General features: G+C 70.6%; 13 protein-coding genes. 8 read left to right on the top strand and 5 right to left on the bottom strand.

Annotation, left to right across the window (positions count from 1 at the left end; translation table 11 throughout):
- Nucleotides 1–67: 67 nt before the first annotated feature.
- Nucleotides 68–2,812, top strand: coding sequence for a SpoIIE family protein phosphatase (locus tag ACFV46_RS23780; protein WP_376729431.1), 2,745 nt, complete (start codon nt 68–70; stop codon nt 2,810–2,812).
- 94 nt (nt 2,813–2,906) lie between these two features.
- On the opposite strand, the gene ACFV46_RS23785 is transcribed toward ACFV46_RS23780, so the two are convergent.
- The 5 genes from ACFV46_RS23785 to ACFV46_RS23805 form a co-directional block, all read right to left on the bottom strand.
- Nucleotides 2,907–4,493, bottom strand: a complete 1,587-nt coding sequence (locus ACFV46_RS23785) for a hypothetical protein (RefSeq protein ID WP_385499566.1) — start codon at nt 4,491–4,493, stop codon at nt 2,907–2,909.
- 130 nt (nt 4,494–4,623) lie between these two features.
- Nucleotides 4,624–5,394, bottom strand: a complete 771-nt coding sequence (locus ACFV46_RS23790; protein ID WP_361926292.1) for a succinate dehydrogenase/fumarate reductase iron-sulfur subunit — start codon at nt 5,392–5,394, stop codon at nt 4,624–4,626.
- Nucleotides 5,391–7,334, bottom strand: coding sequence for a fumarate reductase/succinate dehydrogenase flavoprotein subunit (locus tag ACFV46_RS23795; protein WP_361926289.1), 1,944 nt, complete (start codon nt 7,332–7,334; stop codon nt 5,391–5,393). The genes ACFV46_RS23790 and ACFV46_RS23795 overlap by 4 nt, the downstream gene beginning before the upstream one ends.
- A 20-nt stretch (nt 7,335–7,354) precedes the next feature.
- Nucleotides 7,355–8,176, bottom strand: coding sequence for a hypothetical protein (locus tag ACFV46_RS23800; protein ID WP_376729429.1), 822 nt, complete (start codon nt 8,174–8,176; stop codon nt 7,355–7,357).
- 27 nt (nt 8,177–8,203) lie between these two features.
- Nucleotides 8,204–8,494, bottom strand: a complete 291-nt coding sequence (locus tag ACFV46_RS23805; RefSeq protein WP_151785674.1) for a hypothetical protein — start codon at nt 8,492–8,494, stop codon at nt 8,204–8,206.
- 353 nt (nt 8,495–8,847) lie between these two features.
- Here ACFV46_RS23805 and ACFV46_RS23810 point away from each other — a divergent pair, with 353 nt between their 5' ends.
- The 7 genes from ACFV46_RS23810 (at nt 8,848) to ACFV46_RS23840 (ending at nt 20,345) form a co-directional block, all read left to right on the top strand.
- Entirely contained in the window at nt 8,848–11,007 is a 2,160-nt protein-coding gene (locus ACFV46_RS23810) for an ABC transporter family substrate-binding protein (RefSeq protein ID WP_385499567.1), read from the top strand.
- A gap of 230 nt (nt 11,008–11,237) precedes the next feature.
- Nucleotides 11,238–13,145, top strand: a complete 1,908-nt coding sequence (gene typA / locus ACFV46_RS23815; RefSeq protein WP_361926279.1) for a translational GTPase TypA — start codon at nt 11,238–11,240, stop codon at nt 13,143–13,145.
- A 914-nt stretch (nt 13,146–14,059) separates the two neighbouring features.
- On the top strand, nt 14,060–15,091 hold the full coding sequence (locus tag ACFV46_RS23820; RefSeq protein ID WP_361926277.1) for an ABC transporter permease: 1,032 nt from the start codon (nt 14,060–14,062) through the stop codon (nt 15,089–15,091).
- A 120-nt stretch (nt 15,092–15,211) separates the two neighbouring features.
- On the top strand, nt 15,212–17,008 hold the full coding sequence (locus ACFV46_RS23825; protein WP_385499568.1) for an ABC transporter substrate-binding protein: 1,797 nt from the start codon (nt 15,212–15,214) through the stop codon (nt 17,006–17,008).
- Nucleotides 17,009–17,122: 114 nt separating this feature from the next.
- On the top strand, nt 17,123–18,100 hold the full coding sequence (locus ACFV46_RS23830; protein WP_361926271.1) for an ABC transporter permease: 978 nt from the start codon (nt 17,123–17,125) through the stop codon (nt 18,098–18,100).
- 10 nt (nt 18,101–18,110) lie between these two features.
- Nucleotides 18,111–19,172: an ABC transporter ATP-binding protein gene (locus ACFV46_RS23835; RefSeq protein WP_361926269.1), complete on the top strand. Its 1,062-nt coding sequence runs from the start codon at nt 18,111–18,113 to the stop codon at nt 19,170–19,172.
- Between the two features lie 27 nt (nt 19,173–19,199).
- A complete protein-coding gene (locus tag ACFV46_RS23840) occupies nt 19,200–20,345 on the top strand; it encodes a dipeptide ABC transporter ATP-binding protein (protein ID WP_361926266.1) in 1,146 nt (381 codons plus the stop codon).
- Nucleotides 20,346–20,402 lie beyond the last annotated feature (57 nt).

Genomic DNA, 20,402 nt, shown 5'->3' on the forward strand with positions numbered 1-20,402 from the left:
TGGATACTGCGGGCAGCCGCCGCCGGTGACCGGTGCCGGACGCGGTGAGCTGGAGGGGACGGTTCGCGTGAGCGAGATACCAGCGAAGGCGACGGAGTCCGAGGACCCGTCGGACAAGGGCGGGGCGAGGGCCGCGGGGGATCTCTCCGACGCTCGCGCCTCCCACGGCACACCCGCCTCCCACGGCACATCCGTCTCCGCCGAGGCCGCCTCGGCCGGCGCACCGGACCCCCGCGCACCCCACGGCCCGCGGGACCCGGACACGACCGGATTCGGCTCCGAGGAGCCGCGCCCGGGCGAGCCGCTGTGGCAGAGCAAGCCGCCCGGTTCGATCTACGACTACATCAAGGTCGCGTCCTTCTCCATCGGCCCCGACGGTCTCGTCGACCAGTGGAGTCTGCGCGCCGAGCAGGTCTTCGGCATCCCCGCCGAGCGCGCGGTCGGCATGGACCCCATCGAGGCGTTCATCGACCCGGACCTGCGCGCGCAGGGCCAGCGGAAGATGGCCGAGATCCTGGACGGGCGCGAGTGGACCGGCGTGGTCCCCTTCCGGGTGCCGGACGGCGCCCACGACGGCGCCCGGGGCAAGGACGGCCTCGCCGAGGTGTACGTCATGCCGACGCGCACCGAGGAGGGGGAGAAGGCCGCCGTCTGTATCGTCGTCGACGTCCGGACCCTGCGCCGGATGGAGACCGACCTGGCCGCCTCGCAGGCCATTTTCGGTCAATCTCCCTTCGGGTTCCTGCTGATCGACACCGATCTGCGGGTGCGCCGCGCCAACCAGCGGTTCGCCTCCCTGTTCGGCGGCGTTCCCGACGACCACCGCGGCCGGGAGGTCCACGACTACCTCGCCCGGCCCGAGGCCGAACGGGTCGCGGCCACCCTGCGCCGCGTCCTGGAGAGCGGCGACTCCATCACCGACATGCACGTCACCGGCTTCCTGCCGGGCTCCGACGAGCGCCGCCACTGGTCCGTCAACCTCTACCGGGTGCACAGCGGCAGCGGCCGTCCCATCGGCATCGCCTGGCTGGGCATCGACATCACCGCCCGGCGTGCCGCCGCCCGCGAGGCCGCCGCCGCCCGGCGCAACCTCGCCCTGCTGAACGACGCCGGCGCCCGCATCGGCAACTCCCTCGACCTGGAGACCACGGCCCGCGAACTCCTCGACGTCGTGGTGCCCGGCTTCTGCGACCTCGCCACCGTCGACCTGTACCAGGGGCTGCTGGCCGGCGACGAGACACCGCCCGGCCTCGCCGACGGCAGCGCGGAGCTGCGCCGGGTCGCCTTCTCCAGCGCCGTGTCGGACGCGCCCTTCGTGGGCGGCGGCGCCGAGGTCGCCGTCGGCGGTGTGCACCACTACCCGTTCAACTCGCCCTGCGCGGACGCCCTGCGGACCGCCCGGGTGCAGCATGTGCCCGGCGAGGAGGGCGGCCTCGTGCAGTCCACGCTCGCCGTGCCGATGGTCGCCCACGACACCGTCGTCGGACTCGCCCAGTTCGCCCGGACGAAGGGCAGCGAGCCGTTCGGGGACCGCGACCGCGAACTCGCCGTGGAACTCGCGGCCCGCGCCGCGGTCTGCATCGACAACGCCCGCCTGTACCGGCGCGAGCACGAACGCGCCCTGATACTGCAGCGGTCGCTGCTGCCGCCCGGCGACCCGGTCGCCGCCGGACTCGACATCGCCTGCCGCTATCTGCCCGGCAACGCCTCCGCGGACCGGCACAGCGAGGTGGGCGGCGACTGGTTCGACGTCATCGAACTGCCCGGCCACCGCACCGCGCTGGTCGTCGGCGACGTGATGGGGCGCGGGCTGCGCGCCGCCGTGGCGATGGGCGAACTGCGCTCCGCCGTACGGACGCTGGCGCTGCTGGACCTCGAACCGGCCGAGGTGCTGTCCGCGCTCGACGAGATCGCGCGCGGGCTCGGCGCCCCCGGCGGCGTCCAGCAGGCCACCCGCGCGGCCCGCCGCCCCCGGGAGGCGGACCTCTCCGAGGTGTACCTCGCCACCTGCGTGTACGCCGTGTACGACTCCGTAACCCGGCGCTGCACCTTCGCCAACGCCGGGCATCTGCCGCCGGTCCTCGTCGAGCCCGGCGAGGACGCGCTGATGCTGGACGTGCCGCCCGGGATGCCGCTCGGCGTCGGCGGCGAGCCGTTCGAGGAGGTGGAGGTCGAACTGCCCGAGGGCGCGCTGCTGGCGCTCTACACGGATGGACTGGTCGAGTCCCGCGACCACCCCCTGGACGAGGGGCTCCAGGCGTTCGTGGGCGCGCTGACCGACCCCACGCGCCCCCTGGAGGACGTGTGCGACCACGTCCTCAACACCCTCGACACCCATCACGGCGAGGACGACATCGCGCTGTTGATGGCCCGGGTGCAGGGGCTGCCCGCCGACTCGGTCGGCGACTGGACGCTGCCGCGCGAGCCGCGCAGCGTGGGCCGCGCCCGCGAGTACGCCCGCGCCCGGCTGCAGTCGTGGGACCTGGAGGCGCTGGTCGACACCACCGAACTCCTCGTCAGCGAACTGGTCACCAACGCCCTGCGCTACGGCGAGGGCGAGATCCGGCTCCGTCTGCTGCTGGACCGCACGCTGGTGTGCGAGGTCTGGGACGCCGGCCTCGTCCAGCCGCGCCGCCGCCGCGCCCGCGACACGGACGAGGGCGGCCGCGGCCTCCAGCTGGTCGGCCTGCTCAGCGCGGCCTGGGGCTCCCGCCGCACGCCACGCGGCAAGACGGTCTGGTTCGAACTCCCCCTCCCCGACGGCGAGACCACGCTGACCGACCCGGCGGAGGCCCTCCTGAGCCTCTTCTGATCCCACCCCTCCCCCCCCCTACGGCGAGCCCGTCCCGGGGCCGGGGTGCCGTTCCCTGCCGGTGCGCGGGGCCGTCACGCGGGCTGGGCCCCGGTCACCGCGGCTCGTCCGCCTCGCGGCGTCTGGCGGAGGTCCGGGGGCCGCCGTAGCTGCCAGGGGTCGGATGGAGGGCGCCGACGGTCGCGGCCGTCAGGTCGGGGGTGGGTTCCGGCGGGTGGCCGTGCAGTCGGGTGTCCTGGTCGGCCAGGTCGTGGGCCTCCTCGGCCAGCGTGTCGGCCGTCACCAGGTCGGCCGGGTCCTCCGCGTGCTCGCGGCGGCGGGCCTCCGCCAGCCGGGTGCGGGCCGCGCACCCCACCACCGCCCCGTGCGTCGCGACGACGTCGTCCGCCCCGGCGACGGCCGCCCGCGCGCAGACCGCGGCGGCGGCCGGGAGCACCCCGGCACGTCCGGCGGCCAGGGGCGCCACGGCCCGTACGATCCGACGGAGAAGGTTCAGCGGGTCGTACGGCCGGCCCGAGGCCAGCTCCTGCCGTACGCCCGCCAGGACGACGTCGGCGTGGCCCGTGCGGGCGCGCAGCTCGCCCGGTGTGACGTCCGGGTGGGCGGCGGTCTCTCCGGCGAGGGCCCGGCGGGCGCCGGCGATCTCCGCCTCCGCGCCGGTCAGCGCGGCCGGCACCAGTTCCGCGGCCGTCGCGAGGTCCCCGCGGAGCCGTTCGACGCCGTCGATGAGCACGCCGGCCTGGGCGATGGCTCCCTCGGCGGCCCGCAGCCGGCTCGCCGCCCGCCCGGCCTCCCCGGCGTCGGCCGCCTGCCGGGCCAGGTTCAGCCGGGTGGTCGCGAACACCAGCCGGTCCTTGGCCTGTTCGACGTTGCCCACCACCGCGGAGGACGCCGCGGCGGCGTAACGGTCCCCGAGCTCGCGGAGGATCGCGTCGGCCTCGCCGGTGCGCGCGGTCAGGCCCCGGAACCGGCCCTCCGCGACGGCCAGCGCGGCCCCGAGCCCGCCTCCCGGCCCCTCCTCGAGGCCCCGCAGCGTGTCGAAGGCGGCGGCCCGCACGTCCAGCAGCCGCCCCACCTCCTCGCACCGTCCGACGACGCCCGCCAGCGCGTGCCGGCGGGCCGCGCCGTCCCCGGGCACCCCGTGCTCGTACCGCCAGCGGATGCGGAACGCGGCCGCCAGTTCGGCCTCGGCCTCCCGCAGGGCCCGCCGGACGTCCTCGATCTCCTCCGGCGCCCCGTCCTCGAACCGGGCCTCGGCGAACCCCAGCTCCTCACGGCTGACCCGCACCCAGCCGTCCGCGCGGACCAGCGCCTCCTGGGCCCGCTCGTCCAGTTCCTCGTCGGGCGGTCCGCCGCCTGGCACCGGCGCCCCGCCGGGTGTCGTACGCCCCGTGGTGCGCCGTCTGCGCCGCCAGAAGCCGAAGCTCGCCAGCGCCCCCGCCGCGACCACGGCGATCATGGGGAGCACGAGGTCGGCGGTGTGCGTGCCCCGGTCGTCCCGCTGCCCGAGCGCGCCCGCCACGGGCCGGTGCGCCCCGCCGCCGACCGCACCCCCGGCCGCCGTCCCGGGCAGCACCAGCCACACCACCCCGACCAGCGTGCCCAGCAGGGCGTGCACCACGCGCGCGGATATGTGCGCGCGGGCGCGCCGCGGCCGGCCCCGGATCAAGGATGACGTCACATTCCGGAGCGTATGAGCAGGTATGCGCCCGCGCGACCGGGACGCGTCAGGGGAGGTGCGGGCGCGCCGCCACTACGAGGACCGCGCCCCCGCCACGAAGACCGCCGCCCGCTACGAGGACCGCCGCCCGCTACGAGGACCGTCTCCTGATCTTCGACCCCAGCCACACCAGCGGGTCGTACTTGCGGTCCACGGCCCGTTCCTTCAGCGGGATGAGCGCGTTGTCCGTGATCTTGATGCCCTCGGGGCACACCTCGGTGCAGCACTTGGTGATGTTGCAGTACCCGAGGCCGTGCTCGTCCTGCGCGGTCCTCTTGCGGTCGAGCCCGCTCTCGGCCGCCGCGTCCAGCGGGTGCATGTCCAGCTCGGCGACGCGCATCAGGAAGCGGGGCCCGGCGAACGCCGGCTTGTTCTCCTCATGGTCGCGCACCACGTGGCAGGTGTCCTGGCACAGAAAGCACTCGATGCACTTGCGGAACTCCTGCGAGCGGTCCACGTCCTCCTGCATCATCCGGTACTCGCCCGGAGCGACGCCCTCCGGCGGCACGAACGCGGGCACCTGCCGGGCCTTCTCGTAGTTGAAGCCCACGTCCGTCACCAGGTCGCGTACGACGGGGAAGGCCCGCAGCGGGGTGACGGTGATCGTCTCCTCGCGGGTGAACACCGACATCCGCGTCATGCACATCAGCCGCGGCCGCCCGTTGATCTCGGCCGAGCACGAACCGCACTTGCCCGCCTTGCAGTTCCAGCGGACGGCCAGGTCGGGCGCCTGGGTGGCCTGGAGGCGGTGGATGATGTCGAGGACGACCTCGCCGTCGTTCACCTCGACCCGGAAGTCCTCCAGGTCCCCGCCTCCCACATCGCCCCGCCACACCTTGAAGCGGGCCTCGTAGCTGCTCACTGGTAGAGCTCCTCTTCGGCGAGGTACTTGACCAGCTCCTCCTTCTCGAAGAGGGCGAGCAGGTCCTGGCGGACGGGTTCGGTGGTCTCCCGGACGAGGTCGATCTGGCCGTGCTCGGGGTCGGTGGCCGCGAGGCCGCCCGTCGGGTCGGCGAGCCGGCACAGCAGATTGATGTTGCGCCAGCGGCGGTCCATCTCCGGATGGTCCTCACGGGTGTGGCCGCCGCGGGACTCGGTGCGCTCCAGCGCCGCCCGCGCCACGCACTCGCTGACCAGCAGCATGTTCCGCAGGTCCAGCGCGAGGTGCCAGCCCGGGTTGAACTGCCGGTGCCCCTCGACCCCGGCCCGCCGCGCCCGCACCCGCAGCTCGGCCAGCTTCTCCAGCGCCTGCTCCATCTCGGCCTCGCGGCGGATGATGCCGACCAGGTCGTTCATGGCCTGCTGCAGTTCCTGGTGCAGGGTGTACGGGTTCTCCGGCGGGCGCCCGGCGTCCGCGGACCCGGCCGGGCCCTCCGCGGAGAAGGGCCGCAGCGCCTCCGCCGCCGCGCTGTCGATCTGCGCCTCGCCGACCTCGGGGCGCTCGAACGCCTGCGCGGCCGCGTGCTCGGCGGCGTGCCAGCCCGCCCGGCGGCCGAAGACCAGCAGGTCGGACAGCGAGTTGCCGCCGAGCCGGTTGGAGCCGTGCATCCCGCCGGCCACCTCACCGGCCGCGAACAGCCCCGGCACCCCGCGTGCCGCCGCCGTGTCCGAGTCGACCGCGATGCCGCCCATGACGTAGTGGCAGGTCGGCCCGACCTCCATCGGCTCGGCGGTGATGTCGACGTCCGCCAGCTCCTTGAACTGGTGGTACATCGACGGCAGACGGCGCCGGATCACCTCGGCCGGCATCCGCGTGGACACGTCCAGGAAGACCCCGCCGTGCGGGGAGCCCCGGCCCGCCTTCACCTCGGCGTTGATCGCACGGGCGACCTCGTCGCGGGGGAGCAGCTCGGGAGGACGCCGGTTGTGGTCCGGGTCCTCGTACCAGCGGTCGCCCTCCTCCTCCGACTCCGCGTACTTCTCCTTGAAGACGTCGGGGACGTAGTCGAACATGAACCGCTTGCCCTCGGAGTTGCGCAGCACCCCGCCGTCGCCGCGCACCGACTCGGTGACCAGGATGCCCTTCACCGACGGCGGCCAGACCATGCCCGTCGGATGGAACTGCACGAACTCCATGTTGAGCAGCGGCGCCCCGGCGAGCAGCGCGAGCGCGTGCCCGTCGCCCGTGTACTCCCACGAGTTCGACGTCACCTTGAAGGACTTGCCGATGCCGCCGGTCGCGATGACCACGGACGGGGCCTCCAGGACGAAGAAGCGGCCGGTCTCGCGCTCGTAGGCGAAGACGCCGGAGACGCGGCTTCCGTCCTTGAGGATCCGGGTGACCGTGCACTCCTGGTAGACCTTCAGCCGGGACTCGTAGTCCCCGGTCTCCTTCTTGTCCTCCTGTTGCAGCGAGACGATCTTCTGCTGGAGGGTGCGGATCAGCTCCAGGCCGGTGCGGTCGCCGACGTGCGCGAGACGCGGGTACTCGTGCCCGCCGAAGTTGCGCTGCGAGATCCGGCCGTCCTTCGTCCGGTCGAAGAGCGCGCCCCAGGTCTCCAGCTCCCACACCCGCTGCGGCGCCTCCTGGGCGTGCAGCTCGGCCATCCGCCACTGGTTGAGGAACTTCCCGCCGCGCATGGTGTCGCGGAAGTGCACCTGCCAGTTGTCGTGCTCGTTGGCGTTGGCCATGGCCGCCGCGATACCGCCCTCGGCCATCACGGTGTGCGCCTTGCCGAACAGCGACTTGCAGATCACGGCCGTACGGGCGCCCCGCTCGCGCGCCTCGATCGCCGCGCGGAGGCCGGCGCCCCCGGCGCCGACCACGACGACGTCCCACTCCTGCCGGTCCACCACGGACATGTGTTCAGTCCCCACCAAATCTAGAAGAAGCGCGGATCGTCGAAGACCCCGGACGCGACGAGATAGACGTAGAAGTCGGCGAGCGCGACGCTCACCAGCGACGCCCAGGCGAGCTGCATGTGGCGGGCGTTGAGCTTCCCGATCCACTGCCACACGCGGTAGCGCACGGGGTGCTTGGAGAAGTGCTTGAGCTTGCCGCCGACGATGTGCCGGCAGGAGTGGCAGGAGAGGGTGTACGCCCAGATCAGCGCGATGTTGGCGAGGAAGACGAGGGTGCCGAGGCCCATGTGGCCCCAGGCGTAGTCCTCGTCGCGGAAGGCGAGCACCGTGTCGTACGTGAGGATGCCGGCGACCAGCAGGGCCGCGTAGAAGAAGTACCGGTGGACGTTCTGCAGGATCAGCGGGAAGCGGGTCTCACCCGAGTACTTCTTGTGCGGCTCCGCGACCGCGCAGGCGGGGGGCGACATCCAGAAACCCCGGTAGTACGCCTTGCGGTAGTAGTAGCAGGTCAGGCGGAAGCCGAGCGGGAAGATCAGGATGATGATCGCCGGCGAGATCCCCCACCAGCTCCCGAACAGTTCCCAGTTGGGCCCGCCGCGCATGGGCGCGCAGTTCTCCGCCAGGCAGGGGGAGTAGAAGGGGGACACGTACGGCGCCGCGTAGTAGTCCGCGTTCGCGAAGGCCCGCCAGGTCGAGTACACGATGAACGCCAGCAGACCGGCCGCGGTGGCGGCGGGGGCCAGCCACCAGCGGTCGGTCCGCAGGTGCGGGGCGTCGATCGCGGCGCGGGTACCGGTGCGTACGCCGCCGCTGTTCAGATGGGGTTCCGTACCAGTGGCCAATGCATGACTCCGGTCGGGTCGGGGGGATCAGGGGGCGCGGCGGTCCCGGGCGCCGAGACCCTCGTCGTCCGTGTCGATCCACAGCGAGTCGTCGTACGGCGTGTCGGGGATGGTGACGAGCTCCGGCTTGCGCGGGGCCGCCGGGCTCGCCGCGGCCTCCCGCAGCAGGGCGACGCTCTCGCGCAGATGGTTGGCGTCGGTGCGCACACGGCGCATCTCCAGCCCGGCCGTGCCGAGCTGCTTCTCCAGGCGGCCCACGGACCGCGCAAGGTCGTCCAGGCAGCGCTGGACGGCGATCAAGTCGTCGTGCACGGACATGACGTGACCTCACTTCCGTGGGCCCTGCGGCCCGTGGGTGGCAACGTTCATGCGCCTGCGAGTGTTGCGCGTCACACCTGCCTCTGTGAAGGCGTGTGCAGCGATTGGCGGATTGCGCGCCATCGGCGCGCGCTCGCACGCGCTCTGTGCGCGCCGGGGGATCGAAGGAGTGTGCGGGGCGCTGTGCTCCGCACGGGTGGCCTTGCACGCCCCCGGCGCCGTGTCGTCTGCGCCTGGCGAACCCTTTCCTCTTCAGTGGGGTGCCGTAGATCTGATCAGCACCAAAATACCGCCAAACGTGATCAGAACGCACTAATTGTCACCGGCGGGAGCCGCTCCCCGGAGGTACGCAGATGTCCCACGACGGCGTCGGAACCAGGCCCGGCCGCGGCGCGGTCATGCGCTCGGCCGCCTTCCTCACCGCGGGGGTACTGGCCCTGCCGGTGCTCGCCGGCTGCAGCGACCCGGACCCGGCCGGCAAGCCGCTGGCCGGCCAGGACATCGCCCCGGCCGCCCGGGCGCGGATCGCCGACGGCGGCACCCTGCGCTGGGCGGTCGACTCCGTGCCGGAGACGCTGAACACCTTCCAGTCGGACGCCGACGCCACCACCTCCCGGATCGCCCAGGCCACGCTCCCCTCGATGTACCGGCTCGACGAGAGCGGGCGGCCCGAGCGCAACGAGGCGTACCTGGAGTCCGCCGAGGTCGTGGAGACCGAGCCCAAGCAGGTGGTGCTGTACAAGCTGAACCAGCAGGCCGTCTGGAGCGACGGCCGGGAGATCGGCGCCGCCGACTTCGCCGCCCAGTGGCGGGCCCTGTCCGGCAAGGACAGCGCCTACTGGACCGCCCGCAACGCCGGCTACGACCGCATCCAGAAGATCGAGCGCGGCGACAACGACCTGGAGGTGCGGGTCACCTTCGCCCGCCCGTACGCGGACTGGCGGTCGCTGTTCTCGCCGCTGTACCCGAAGGAGGTCATGGGCACGCCGGACTCCTTCAACGACGGGGCGCGGACCAAGCTCAAGGTCAGCGCCGGCCCGTTCACCGTCCGGAAGATCGACCACAAGGGCGACGAGATCCGCCTCACCCGCAACCCCCGCTGGTGGGGCAGGCCGGCCAAGCTCTCCGAGATCGTGCTGCGTGCCGTCCCCCGCGACGAGCGGGCCGCCGAACTCGCCGCCGGACGCCTCGACCTGGCCGACGTCGACCCGGCCGCGGCCCGCCGTATCGCGGTCGCCGCGCCCCGCCCCCAGGGCCCGTCGGCCAGCGCCTCCGGCACCCCGCTGATGGGCCCGGACCTGAAGAAGCTGACGCCCGCGCAGCGCAAGGACAAGGAGCGCTTCCACGGCTTCGAGGTCCGCAAGTCGCTCGAGCCCTCCTACACCCAGCTCGCGCTCAACGGCGGCGGCGACGGACCGCTCGCCGACGAGCGGGTGCGCCGGGCCGTGGCCCGCGCCCTCGACCGGGAGAAGCTGGCCGAGACGGTCCTGCGGCCGCTCGGGCTGCCCGCCGAGCCGGTCGGCAGCCACCTCGCACTGGCCGGGCAGGCCGCCTACGCCGACAACAGCGGGGCGATCGGCGGCCAGGACACCGCCGAGGCGCAGGCGCTCCTCGTGGACGCCGGGTGGGTGCCGGGCGGACCCGTGAAGGAGAAGAAGAAGGGCGAGAAGGCCGCCGGCGCCGAGTCCGACAAGAAGGAGAAGGACAAGGGCAAGGACAAGGACTCGGGGGAGAAGGCCGAGAAGGACGGCGAGTCCAAGACGGGCAAGAAGTCCGACGACGACACCTACATCGTCGGCGAGGACGACAAGAGCGCCGACGGCCAGGACTCCCGCCACCTCGCCCAGGACGGCAAGCAGTACGGCGCCAAGCAGCTGCCCGGCGGTGCGCCCGGGGCGTACGCCCCGCAGGGCACGGCCGCTCCCGCGGGCGCCGCGAGCCGCCCGCTCGCCAAGGACGGCAAGGCGCTGACGCTGCGCTTCGTCGTGCCGGACGGCGAGGGGTCGGGGACCCTGCGCACGGTGGCGGACCGGATCGGCCTCATGCTGAAGCGGGTCGGCATCCGCACCGAGATCACCAAGGTCTCGGACGAGAGCTACTTCAAGGACCACATCGCGTCCGGTCAGTACGACCTCGCCCTCTACTCCTGGCCCGGCTCCGCCTTCCCCGCGACCGACGCCCGGCCGATCTACGCCAAGCCGGTCCCGGCCGCCGACGGCTCGCTGAACGTCGAGCAGAACTACACCCGCGTCGGCACCGACCAGGTCGACCAGCTCTTCGAGCAGGCGGTCAGCACGCTGAACGAGTCCGAGTCCCGGTCCCTGATCCGCAAGGCCGACTCCCGCATCTGGGCCGCGGCCGGCTCGATCCCCCTCTACCAGCGCCCCCAGCTGACGGCCGCGCGCACGGACCTCGTCAACGCGGGCGCCTTCGGGTTCGGCGCCCCGGTCTTCGAGGACATGGGCTTTTTGAAGAAGGGCGCGAAGGGGCAGCCGGCCCCCTCCGCCTCGTAGCGCCGGCACTCAGAGGCCGCTCCAGGGCGCCGCACGGGCCGATCGGGCCCCAGCGGCGCCCTTCGCGTTGCCCAAAGGGGTGCTGACCTGCGCGGTCACATCCCGCCAAGCCCCGGCCGCCGCGGCCCCGTACCATGGGGTGAGGCCGTGGCATGTTCCGCCCGGCAGGGCCCGCGTAACACAGACGTACGCAGCAGGGCCGTCCTCACACTCCGGGAGTACGCCGCAATATGGCCACGCGCCACGACATCCGCAACGTCGCCATCGTCGCCCACGTCGACCACGGCAAGACCACCATCGTCGACGGCATGCTGAAGCAGGCCGGTGCCTTCGCCGCCCACCAGCTCGACTCGGTCGACGACCGCATGATGGACTCGAACGACCTGGAGCGTGAGAAGGGCATCACGATCCTCGCCAAGAACACGGCGGTGAAGTACCACCCCAAGGACGGCGGGGACCCCATCACGATCAACATCATCGACACCCCCGGCCACGCCGACTTCGGTGGCGAGGTCGAGCGCGGTCTGTCGATGGTCGACGGTGTGGTGCTGCTCGTCGACGCCTCCGAGGGCCCGCTCCCGCAGACCCGCTTCGTGCTGCGCAAGGCCCTCCACGCCCGGCTGCCGATCATCCTCTGCATCAACAAGACGGACCGCCCGGACGCCCGGATCGACGAGGTCGTCAACGAGACCTACGACCTCTTCCTGGACCTGGACGCGGACGAGGAGCAGATCGAGTTCCCGATCGTCTACGCCTGCGGCCGTGACGGCATCGCCTCGCTGACCAAGCCGGCCGACGGCACCGTCCCGGAGGACTCCACCAGCCTGGAGCCGTTCTTCTCGACGATCCTCCAGCACATCCCGGCCCCGACCTACGACGAGGACGCCCCGCTCCAGGCGCACGTCACCAACCTGGACGCCGACAACTTCCTCGGCCGTATCGCGCTGCTGCGCGTCCACCAGGGCGAGCTGAAGAAGGGGCAGACCGTCGCGTGGATGAAGCGCGACGGCTCCGTCACCAACGTGCGCATCTCCGAACTGATGATGACCGAGGCGCTCACCCGCAAGCCGGCCGAGAAGGCGGGCCCGGGTGACATCTGCGCGGTCGCCGGCATCCCGGACATCATGATCGGCGAGACGCTGGCCGACCCCGAGAACCCGGTGCCGCTGCCGCTCATCACGGTCGACGAGCCCGCGATCTCCATGGTCATCGGCACCAACACCTCCCCGCTGGTCGGCCGCGGCGGCACCGGCAAGGGCGCCGACGCCAAGGCGGCCGTCAAGGACCGCAAGGTCACCGCCCGCCAGGTCAAGGACCGCCTGGACCGCGAGCTGATCGGCAACGTCAGCCTCCGCGTCCTGGACACCGAGCGCCCCGACGCCTGGGAGGTGCAGGGCCGCGGCGAGCTGGCGCTGGCCATCCTGGTCGAGCAGATGCGCCGTGAGGGCTTCGAGCTGACCATCGGCAAGCCGCAGGTGGTCACCAAGGAGGTCGACGGCAAGACCTACGAGCCGGTCGAGCGCATGACGATCGACGTGCCCGAGGAGCACATGGGTGCCGTCACCCAGCTGATGGGCGTCCGCAAGGGCCGTATGGACAACATGTCCAACCACGGCTCCGGCTGGGTGCGCCTGGAGTTCGTCGTGCCCTCCCGCGGTCTCATCGGCTTCCGTACCGAGTTCCTGACCCAGACCCGCGGCACGGGCATCGCCCACTCGATCCACGAGGGCCACGAGCCCTGGTTCGGGACGCTGACGACCCGCAACAACGGCTCCCTGGTCGCCGACCGCTCCGGCGCCGTCACCGCGTTCGCGATGACGAACCTCCAGGAGCGCGGCGTGCTGTTCGTCGAGCCCGGCACCGAGGTGTACGAGGGCATGATCGTCGGCGAGAACTCCCGCGCCGACGACATGGACGTCAACATCACCAAGGAGAAGAAGCTCACCAACATGCGGTCGTCCACGGCCGACGTGGCCGAGTCGATCGTCCCGCCGCGCAAGCTGTCGCTGGAGCAGTCCCTGGAGTTCTGCCGCGACGACGAGTGCGTCGAGGTGACCCCGGAGGCCGTCCGCATCCGCAAGGTGAACCTGGACGCCCGCGAGCGCGCCCGCGCCGCGAGCCGCGCCAAGCACGGCTGACGCACGCTCCGACGGCACCGGACGGCCCCTGCCCGGGGTGTCCGGTGCCGTCGTGCGTCCGGGGCCGGTGACAGGCGTACGTGAACGGCATAGGGAAAACCCTTGAATCCGTTGTGAGGTGCGGGAGAACGGGACAGGTCGCACTATCCTGCCCGCAAGCGGAGGCGGTGCGACTGCCGGTAACCCGCGGGTCCGGTCACGCACGGTCCGGGTCGTCCCGGCCGGCGTGTGGCAGGGGGCACAGCGCCCCGCGGGCACCCTCCCTTTTCGGCGGGTGAGCGGCAACTCATTTTCGAGACGGCCGTCCGCTATACGGACGGCTCGCTCCGATAGATGTGTAACAAGTCCGTTTCGTAGTGATCTCTCGCCAAACCCTTTGTCCGGATTTTGGAAGACCTGGCCCCTATCTGTGATCGAACCGAGACCTCGAGACTGTGGTTCGTCGTGTGGCCGATGGCAGATAGTTAGGCGCGTAGAGCTCGTCTGAACGGGTCACGCGCTGACTGCGCCGACTCGCGAGCGCGGGGGGCACCTGACGACTTTCGGTACCGGAACGGGACCGGAAGGTGTCGTGTGCCTCTCTTTGCGGTGAACCAGCGGATTCATGAGGAGGAACCCATGCGAGGTGCCACAAGCGCCATATGGGTCGCGTCGTCCCCGATGGCAGGTGTAGGCCCCGCGGGTGCGCTCAGTGCCGTCACGGTGGTTGCGTTCGCGACGCGGCGTCGCGAACTTCCTTGACGACTCGTTCCGTTGGCCGGCCCCCAGCCGGTCGCGAGCCAGGGTTCCCCCAGGGGCGGCCGACGCCCCTCCGTCGTTGTTCCCCCTCGCGCGCTGCGGATACGTACGCCGTGCGAAGGCCGCCGGGTCAGTGTTCCTCCCCGGTGACCTCCAACCTGTGAAATGGACGAATCATGACGAGTCCAATCGAGCTTGAGGGTGTTGACACCTCCTCCGCCTTGGACAAAGAGAGCGCGTCACCGGGCAAGGCCGAGGAGCCTAAGAAGCTCGCGGGGCGCAGCCCCAGCCAGTTGATGTGGGCGCGGTTCAAGCGCGACCGGACCGGCGTGGTGTCCGCTTTCGTCGTCCTGTTCTTCTTCTTGATCGCCGCCGCGGCGCCGCTGATCTCGATGGTCTACGGCAAGGACCCGTACACGCTGTACGGCCAGGACAGGCCCGAGCTTCTGGACATGTTCACCATGCCCGCGAAGCCCGCCGGCGGCATCGACGGAGAGTTCTGGTTCGGCATCGAGCCGGTCCTGGGCCGCGACGTCTTCATGCAGCTGGTCTACGGCATCCGGACCTCGCTGGCCACCGCCCTCGCCGCGACGCTCATCATGACCATCCTGGGTGTGCTGATCGGCCTCGCCGGCGGGTTCTTCGGCGGCCGTATCGACTACTGGCTCGGCCGGATGACCGACTTCTTCATGGCGCTGCCCAGCCAGCTGTTCTTCGTCGCGGCGATGCCGGTCATCACCACGGTGTTCGTCGCCCCCGACGAGGAGACGCCCACCTATGTCCGGTCGGCCGCGATCATCATCGTCCTGTCCTTCCTCGGCTGGATGAGCCTGGCGCGTATCGTCCGCGGCGCCACGCTGTCGCTGCGCGACCGCGAGTTCATCGAGGCCGCCCGGATCTCCGGCGCCTCGCCCTGGCGGATCATCCGCAAGGAGCTTCTGCCCAACATCGTCACCCCCACGCTCGTGCAGGCGACCCTGACGCTGCCCAGCACGATCCTCAGCATCGCGTTCCTGTCCTTCGTGGGCGTCGGATACGTCGAACCCACCCCGGACTGGGGCCGGATGTTCGCCATCGGTGCACGCACCATCGAGCAGGACCCGTACTACATGCTCTTCCCCGGCATCGCCATGGTGATCTTCGTCGTGGCGTTCAACCTCCTGGGCGACTCGGTACGGGACGCCTTCGACCCCAAGACGGGACGCTGACCCTCCCCGGGCCATCTCCCACCCTCCCCCCACACTCCGCCAGGCCGGCCCGGTGCCGTACGGCACCGACCGGCCCGGTACCAGCAGTGCTCACTACTCACAGGCAGGTGGATCGTCTCAATGAGCATCTTCCGTAACCGCGCCGCTTCGGCCGCCATAGTCGCGGTCGCCGCGGGCGCCCTGACCCTCACCGCCTGCGGCGGGGGCGGCGGTAGCTCCAGCAAGGACAACAGCAAGACCAAGGACGATGCGAAGGCGCAGTCCAAGCCCGTGGTGATCGGTGACGCCAAGGCGTCGACCGGTCCGGCTCCCGAGGTCCCGGGCGCCAAGCCCGGCGGCGTCGCGACCGTGTACCAGGAGGGTGACTTCTCCCACCTGGACCCGGGCCAGATCTACGTCTCCGACGGCAAGCTGCTCAGCCGTCTGATCTACCGCGGCCTGACCCAGTACGACGAGGACGACCAGGGCAACCTGACCGTCGTGGGCGACCTCGCCACCGACGCGGGCAAGGTCTCGGACGGCGGCAAGACCTGGACCTACACCCTCAAGGACGACCTGAAGGACGAGAACGGCAACCCGATCAACTCGGCGGACATCCGCCACACGGTCGAGCGCCTGTACGCGTCCTACATCACGGACGGTCCGACCTACCTGCAGCAGGCGCTGTCGGGTGCCGGCACCACCTACCGCAAGGCGTACGCGGGTCCGGGCAAGGGCAAGCACCTGCCCAAGACGGTCCTGGACACCCCGGACGACAAGACGATCGTCTTCCACTTCAAGGAAGCCCAGGTCGACCTGCCGCAGATGCTGACCATGCCCGGTTACAGCATCGTGCCCGAGGAGACGGACACCAAGGAGAAGTACGACAACGACCCGGTCGCCCTGGGTCCGTACAAGATCTCCGACTTCAAGCCCGGCAAGTCCATGAAGCTGGTCAAGAACGACAAGTGGGACCCCAAGTCCGACTCGGTCCGTCACCAGTACGTGGACGGCTTCGACATCAGCATGAACCACGATGACGAGGACCAGACCAAGACGCTCCTGGCCGACCAGGGCGAGGCCAAGAACGCCATGATGTTCACCGGCCAGGTCGCCACCACGCAGCTGCAGCAGGTCGTGGGCAACAAGGCCGCGATGAAGCGCACCATCCAGGGCTACGCGCCGTACGTGTGGCAGCTCAACTTCAACCTGGACCGCGTCAAGGACAAGAAGCTGCGCGACGCCATCACCCTCGCGCTGCCCTCCGCCTCGGTCTTCAAGGCCGACGGTGGCGCCTACGGCGGCGAGGTCGCCAACTCCCTGATGTCGCCCACCACCCCGGGCTACGACGAGGCGTTCGACCCGTTCAACCGCAAGGGCAAGCCGAACGGTGACATCGAGGCCGCGAAGAAGCTCATCAAGGAGGGCGGCTTCGAGGGCAAGAAGCTCGTCTACGCCTACGGCAACACCCCGGTCCGCCAGCAGCAGGCCGTGCTGATCGCCGACGCCCTGGGCAAGATCGGTCTCGACATCCAGAAGAAGGAGATCGACGCCTCCACCTGGTACGAGCAGGTCGGCAAGGTCAAGAACGGCTACGACCTGTACATGACCGGTTGGGGTCAGGACTGGCCGTCCGCGTCCACCGTCTTCCCGCCGCTGTACGACGGCAACGCCATCCAGGACGGTGCGTCGAACTACTCGCACATCAACGACCCGAAGGTCAACTCGGAGATCGCGCGGATCGCGAAGATCACCGACACGACCGAGGCCACCAAGGCCTGGGCCGACCTGAACGAGTACATCTCCAAGGAAGTCAACCCGGCCGCGCCGATCTACTACACCAAGGTCTTCCAGATCTTCGGTTCGAACATCGGCGGCATCCGCTACAGCTCCGACTCGAGCTACGTGGACGTCACCCGCGTCTTCCTGAAGAAGTAACCCGCCAGGTCGGGGTGACGGTGGTGGGCGCGCGGCGGAGCGCCCACCACCCGTCCCCCACCCCCCTGCCAGACCCCCCTCCGATTGCCGCCGTCCTGAGAGCAGCTGCCTGCCATGCTTCAATTCCTCATCCGCCGGACATTCGGCGCGGCGCTGATTCTGCTGTTGATCAGTGCGTTCACGTTCTTCATGTTCTTCGCCATCCCGCAGGACCCGGCCACTCTGGCCTGTGGAAAGAACTGCACTCCGGACGCGCTGGCGATCATTCACAAGAACCTCGGCCTCGACAAGCCGGTCACCGTCCAGTACTGGACGTTCCTCGTCGGCATCTTCGCCGGCCGTGACTTCGCCGTCGGCCACTGTGCCGCCCCCTGCTTCGGCGTCTCCTTCGCCAACAACCAGAACGTCTGGGACACGATCGTCGACCGCTTCCCGCTGACGCTGTCGCTGACCGTCGGAAGCCTCCTGGTCTTCCTGATCCTCGGCCTCGGCGCCGGTCTGCTCGCCGCCAAGAACCGCGGCACCTGGATCGACAAGGTGTTCAGCTCCGGCTCGCTGGTCGTCAGCTCCCTGCAGATCTACTTCCTCGGCCCGCTGGTCCTGCTCGCGCTCGTCTACACCACGGGCTGGCTGGACAAGCCGAAGTACGTGCCCTTCTCCGAGGATCTCGGCGGCTGGTTCATGGGCCTGCTGATCCCCTGGGTCGTCATGGCGACCATCTTCACCGCCAACTACACCCGTATGAGCCGCTCCTCGATGATCGAGCAGCTCCAGGAGGAACACGTCAGAGCCGCGCGCGCCAAGGGCATGTCGGCCAACTACACGTTCTTCCGCTACGCGTGGCGCGGCTCCCTCATCCCGATCGTCACCATCCTCGGCATCGACCTGTCCTCGCTGCTCTCGGGCGGCATGGTGACCGAGCTGACCTTCGGCCTGGCGGGCCTCGGCCGGCTCGCGCTGAACTCCGTCATCAACAAGGACCTGCCGATGCTGATGGGCGTCATGCTGGTCAGCGCCGCGCTCATCATCGTCTTCAACCTGATCGTGGACGCCCTGTACGCCGTCATCGACCCGCGCGTGCGCCTGTCCTAGGAGAACCACCGTGACCACTCAGACCAAGCCCGAAGAGGCCGCTGCTCCCGCCTCGGGGGACGCCTTCCTCTCGGTGCGCGACCTCAAGGTCCACTTCTCCACCGAGGACGGCATCGTCAAGGCGGTGGACGGGCTCTCCTTCGACCTGGAGCGCGGCAAGACCCTCGGGATCGTGGGCGAGTCCGGTTCCGGCAAGTCCGTGACCAACCTCGCCGTCCTCGGTCTGCACAACCGCAAGACGACGACCATCGACGGCTCGATCACGCTGGACGGCAAGGAGCTGACCGACGCGAGCGAGAAGCAGCTGGAGACGCTGCGCGGCAAGAAGATGGCGATGATCTTCCAGGACGCGCTGACGGCCCTGTCGCCCTACTACACGGTGGGCCGGCAGATCGCCGAGCCGTTCATGAAGCACACCGGCGCCTCCAAGAGGGACGCCCGGGTGCGCGCCATCGACCTGCTCGAGAAGGTCGGCATCCCGCACCCGCAGCAGCGCGTGGACGACTACCCGCACCAGTTCTCCGGCGGTATGCGCCAGCGCGCCATGATCGCCATGGCACTGGCCTGCGACCCGGACCTGCTGATCGCCGACGAGCCGACCACCGCGCTCGACGTGACCGTGCAGGCGCAGATCCTCGACCTGCTCAAGGACCTGCAGCAGGAGTTCGGCTCCGCGATCATCATGATCACCCACGACCTCGGCGTGGTCGCCAACATGGCGGACGACATCCTCGTGATGTACGCCGGCCGCGCCGTGGAGCGCGGCACGGTGCGCGAGGTGCTGAAGACGCCTCAGCACCCGTACACCTGGGGTCTGCTCGGCTCGATGCCGAGGCTGTCCGCGAGCGTCGACGAGCCGCTGATGCCGATCCCCGGCTCGCCGCCGTCCCTGCTGAACCCGCCGTCGGGCTGCCCGTTCCACCCGCGGTGCGCGCACACCGACAAGGTGCAGGGCGGGCTGTGCTCGGGGGAGCGTCCGACGCTCGCCCCGGGACGTGCCGCCGCCTGCCACCTGACGGGGGAGCAGCGGCAGCAGGTCTTCATCGACACGATTCAGCCCCGGCTGGGCTGAGCGGAAACCGGCGACTGGGGCATCACCATGAGCGACAACGAAAACAAGACCACGGCGGTCGTCGACGCCGTCCCGCAGCAGCGGGGCAGCGACGAGGCGCCGCTGATGAAGGTCAGCGGACTGACCAAGCACTTCCCGATCAAGGGCGGCTTCCCGATCCGGCGCACCGTCGGCCACGTCAAGGCCGTCGACGGCGTGGACTTCGAGGTCTACCCGGGCGAGAGCCTCGGCCTCGTCGGTGAGTCCGGCTGCGGCAAGTCGACCACCGGCCGGCTGCTGACCCGGCTCTACGAGCCGACCGCGGGCACCATCGAGTACAAGGGCCAGGACATCAGCCGGGCCGACCGCCGCAAGCTGGCGCCGGTCCGGTCCGAGATCCAGATGATCTTCCAGGACCCGTACGCGTCGCTGAACCCGCGGCAGACGGTGGGCACGATCATCTCCGGCCCGATGGAGATCAACGGGATCAACCCTCCCGGCGGCCGTGAGAAGCGCGTCCGTGAGCTCCTGGAGATCGTCGGTCTCAACCCGGAGCACTACAACCGCTTCCCGCACGAGTTCTCCGGCGGCCAGCGCCAGCGCATCGGTGTCGCGCGCGCCATCGCCCTGGAGCCGAAGCTGATCGTCGCCGACGAGCCGGTCTCGGCCCTCGACGTGTCGATCCAGGCCCAGGTGGTCAACCTGCTGCAGGAAGTGCAGCGGGAGATGGGCATCGCGTTCGTCTTCATCGCCCACGACCTGGCGATCGTCCGGCACTTCTCGGAGCGCGTCGCGGTCATGTACCTCGGCAAGATCGTCGAGATCGCCGACCGTGACTCGATCTACAACGGCCCGCGGCACCCGTACACGCACGCGCTGCTGTCGGCCGTCCCGGACGCGGACATCGACGCGACGAAGCGCGAGCGCATCCGCCTCGCCGGTGACGTGCCCTCGCCGATCATGCCGCCGTCCGGCTGCCGCTTCCGCACCCGGTGCTGGAAGGCGACGGAGAAGTGCGCCACGGAGGAGCCGCCGCTGCTGCGCATCGAGGGCAGCAAGCCCGGTCACCTGACCGCGTGCCACTACCCGGAGAAGCCCACCATCGAGGACCGGGGCGAGGACGTCGTCATGGACGCCGGCCTGAAGGCCCTGGAGGGCGTCTCCGACACCGACGGGCCGGTCTCCAAGAGCTGACACCGTCCCCCGCCGACGCACGAGGACCGGGGGCGAGCGCCGCAGCAGGCGCTCGCC

The sequence above is a fragment of the Streptomyces sp. NPDC059852 genome, from assembly GCF_042731455.1.
Classification (GTDB): Bacteria; Actinomycetota; Actinomycetes; order Streptomycetales; family Streptomycetaceae; genus Streptomyces.

What these genes read in the sequence shown, in the direction of transcription:
- ACFV46_RS23795 (WP_361926289.1), bottom strand. Translation starts at nt 7,334, where the DNA reads ATGTCCGTGGTGGACCGGCAGGAGTGGGACGTCGTCGTGGTCGGCGCC.
- ACFV46_RS23805 (WP_151785674.1), bottom strand. Translation starts at nt 8,494, where the DNA reads ATGTCCGTGCACGACGACTTGATCGCCGTCCAGCGCTGCCTGGACGAC.
- ACFV46_RS23810 (WP_385499567.1), top strand. Translation starts at nt 8,848, where the DNA reads ATGTCCCACGACGGCGTCGGAACCAGGCCCGGCCGCGGCGCGGTCATG.
- typA (WP_361926279.1), top strand. Translation starts at nt 11,238, where the DNA reads ATGGCCACGCGCCACGACATCCGCAACGTCGCCATCGTCGCCCACGTC.
- ACFV46_RS23820 (WP_361926277.1), top strand. Translation starts at nt 14,060, where the DNA reads ATGACGAGTCCAATCGAGCTTGAGGGTGTTGACACCTCCTCCGCCTTG.
- ACFV46_RS23825 (WP_385499568.1), top strand. Translation starts at nt 15,212, where the DNA reads ATGAGCATCTTCCGTAACCGCGCCGCTTCGGCCGCCATAGTCGCGGTC.
- ACFV46_RS23830 (WP_361926271.1), top strand. Translation starts at nt 17,123, where the DNA reads ATGCTTCAATTCCTCATCCGCCGGACATTCGGCGCGGCGCTGATTCTG.
- ACFV46_RS23840 (WP_361926266.1), top strand. Translation starts at nt 19,200, where the DNA reads ATGAGCGACAACGAAAACAAGACCACGGCGGTCGTCGACGCCGTCCCG.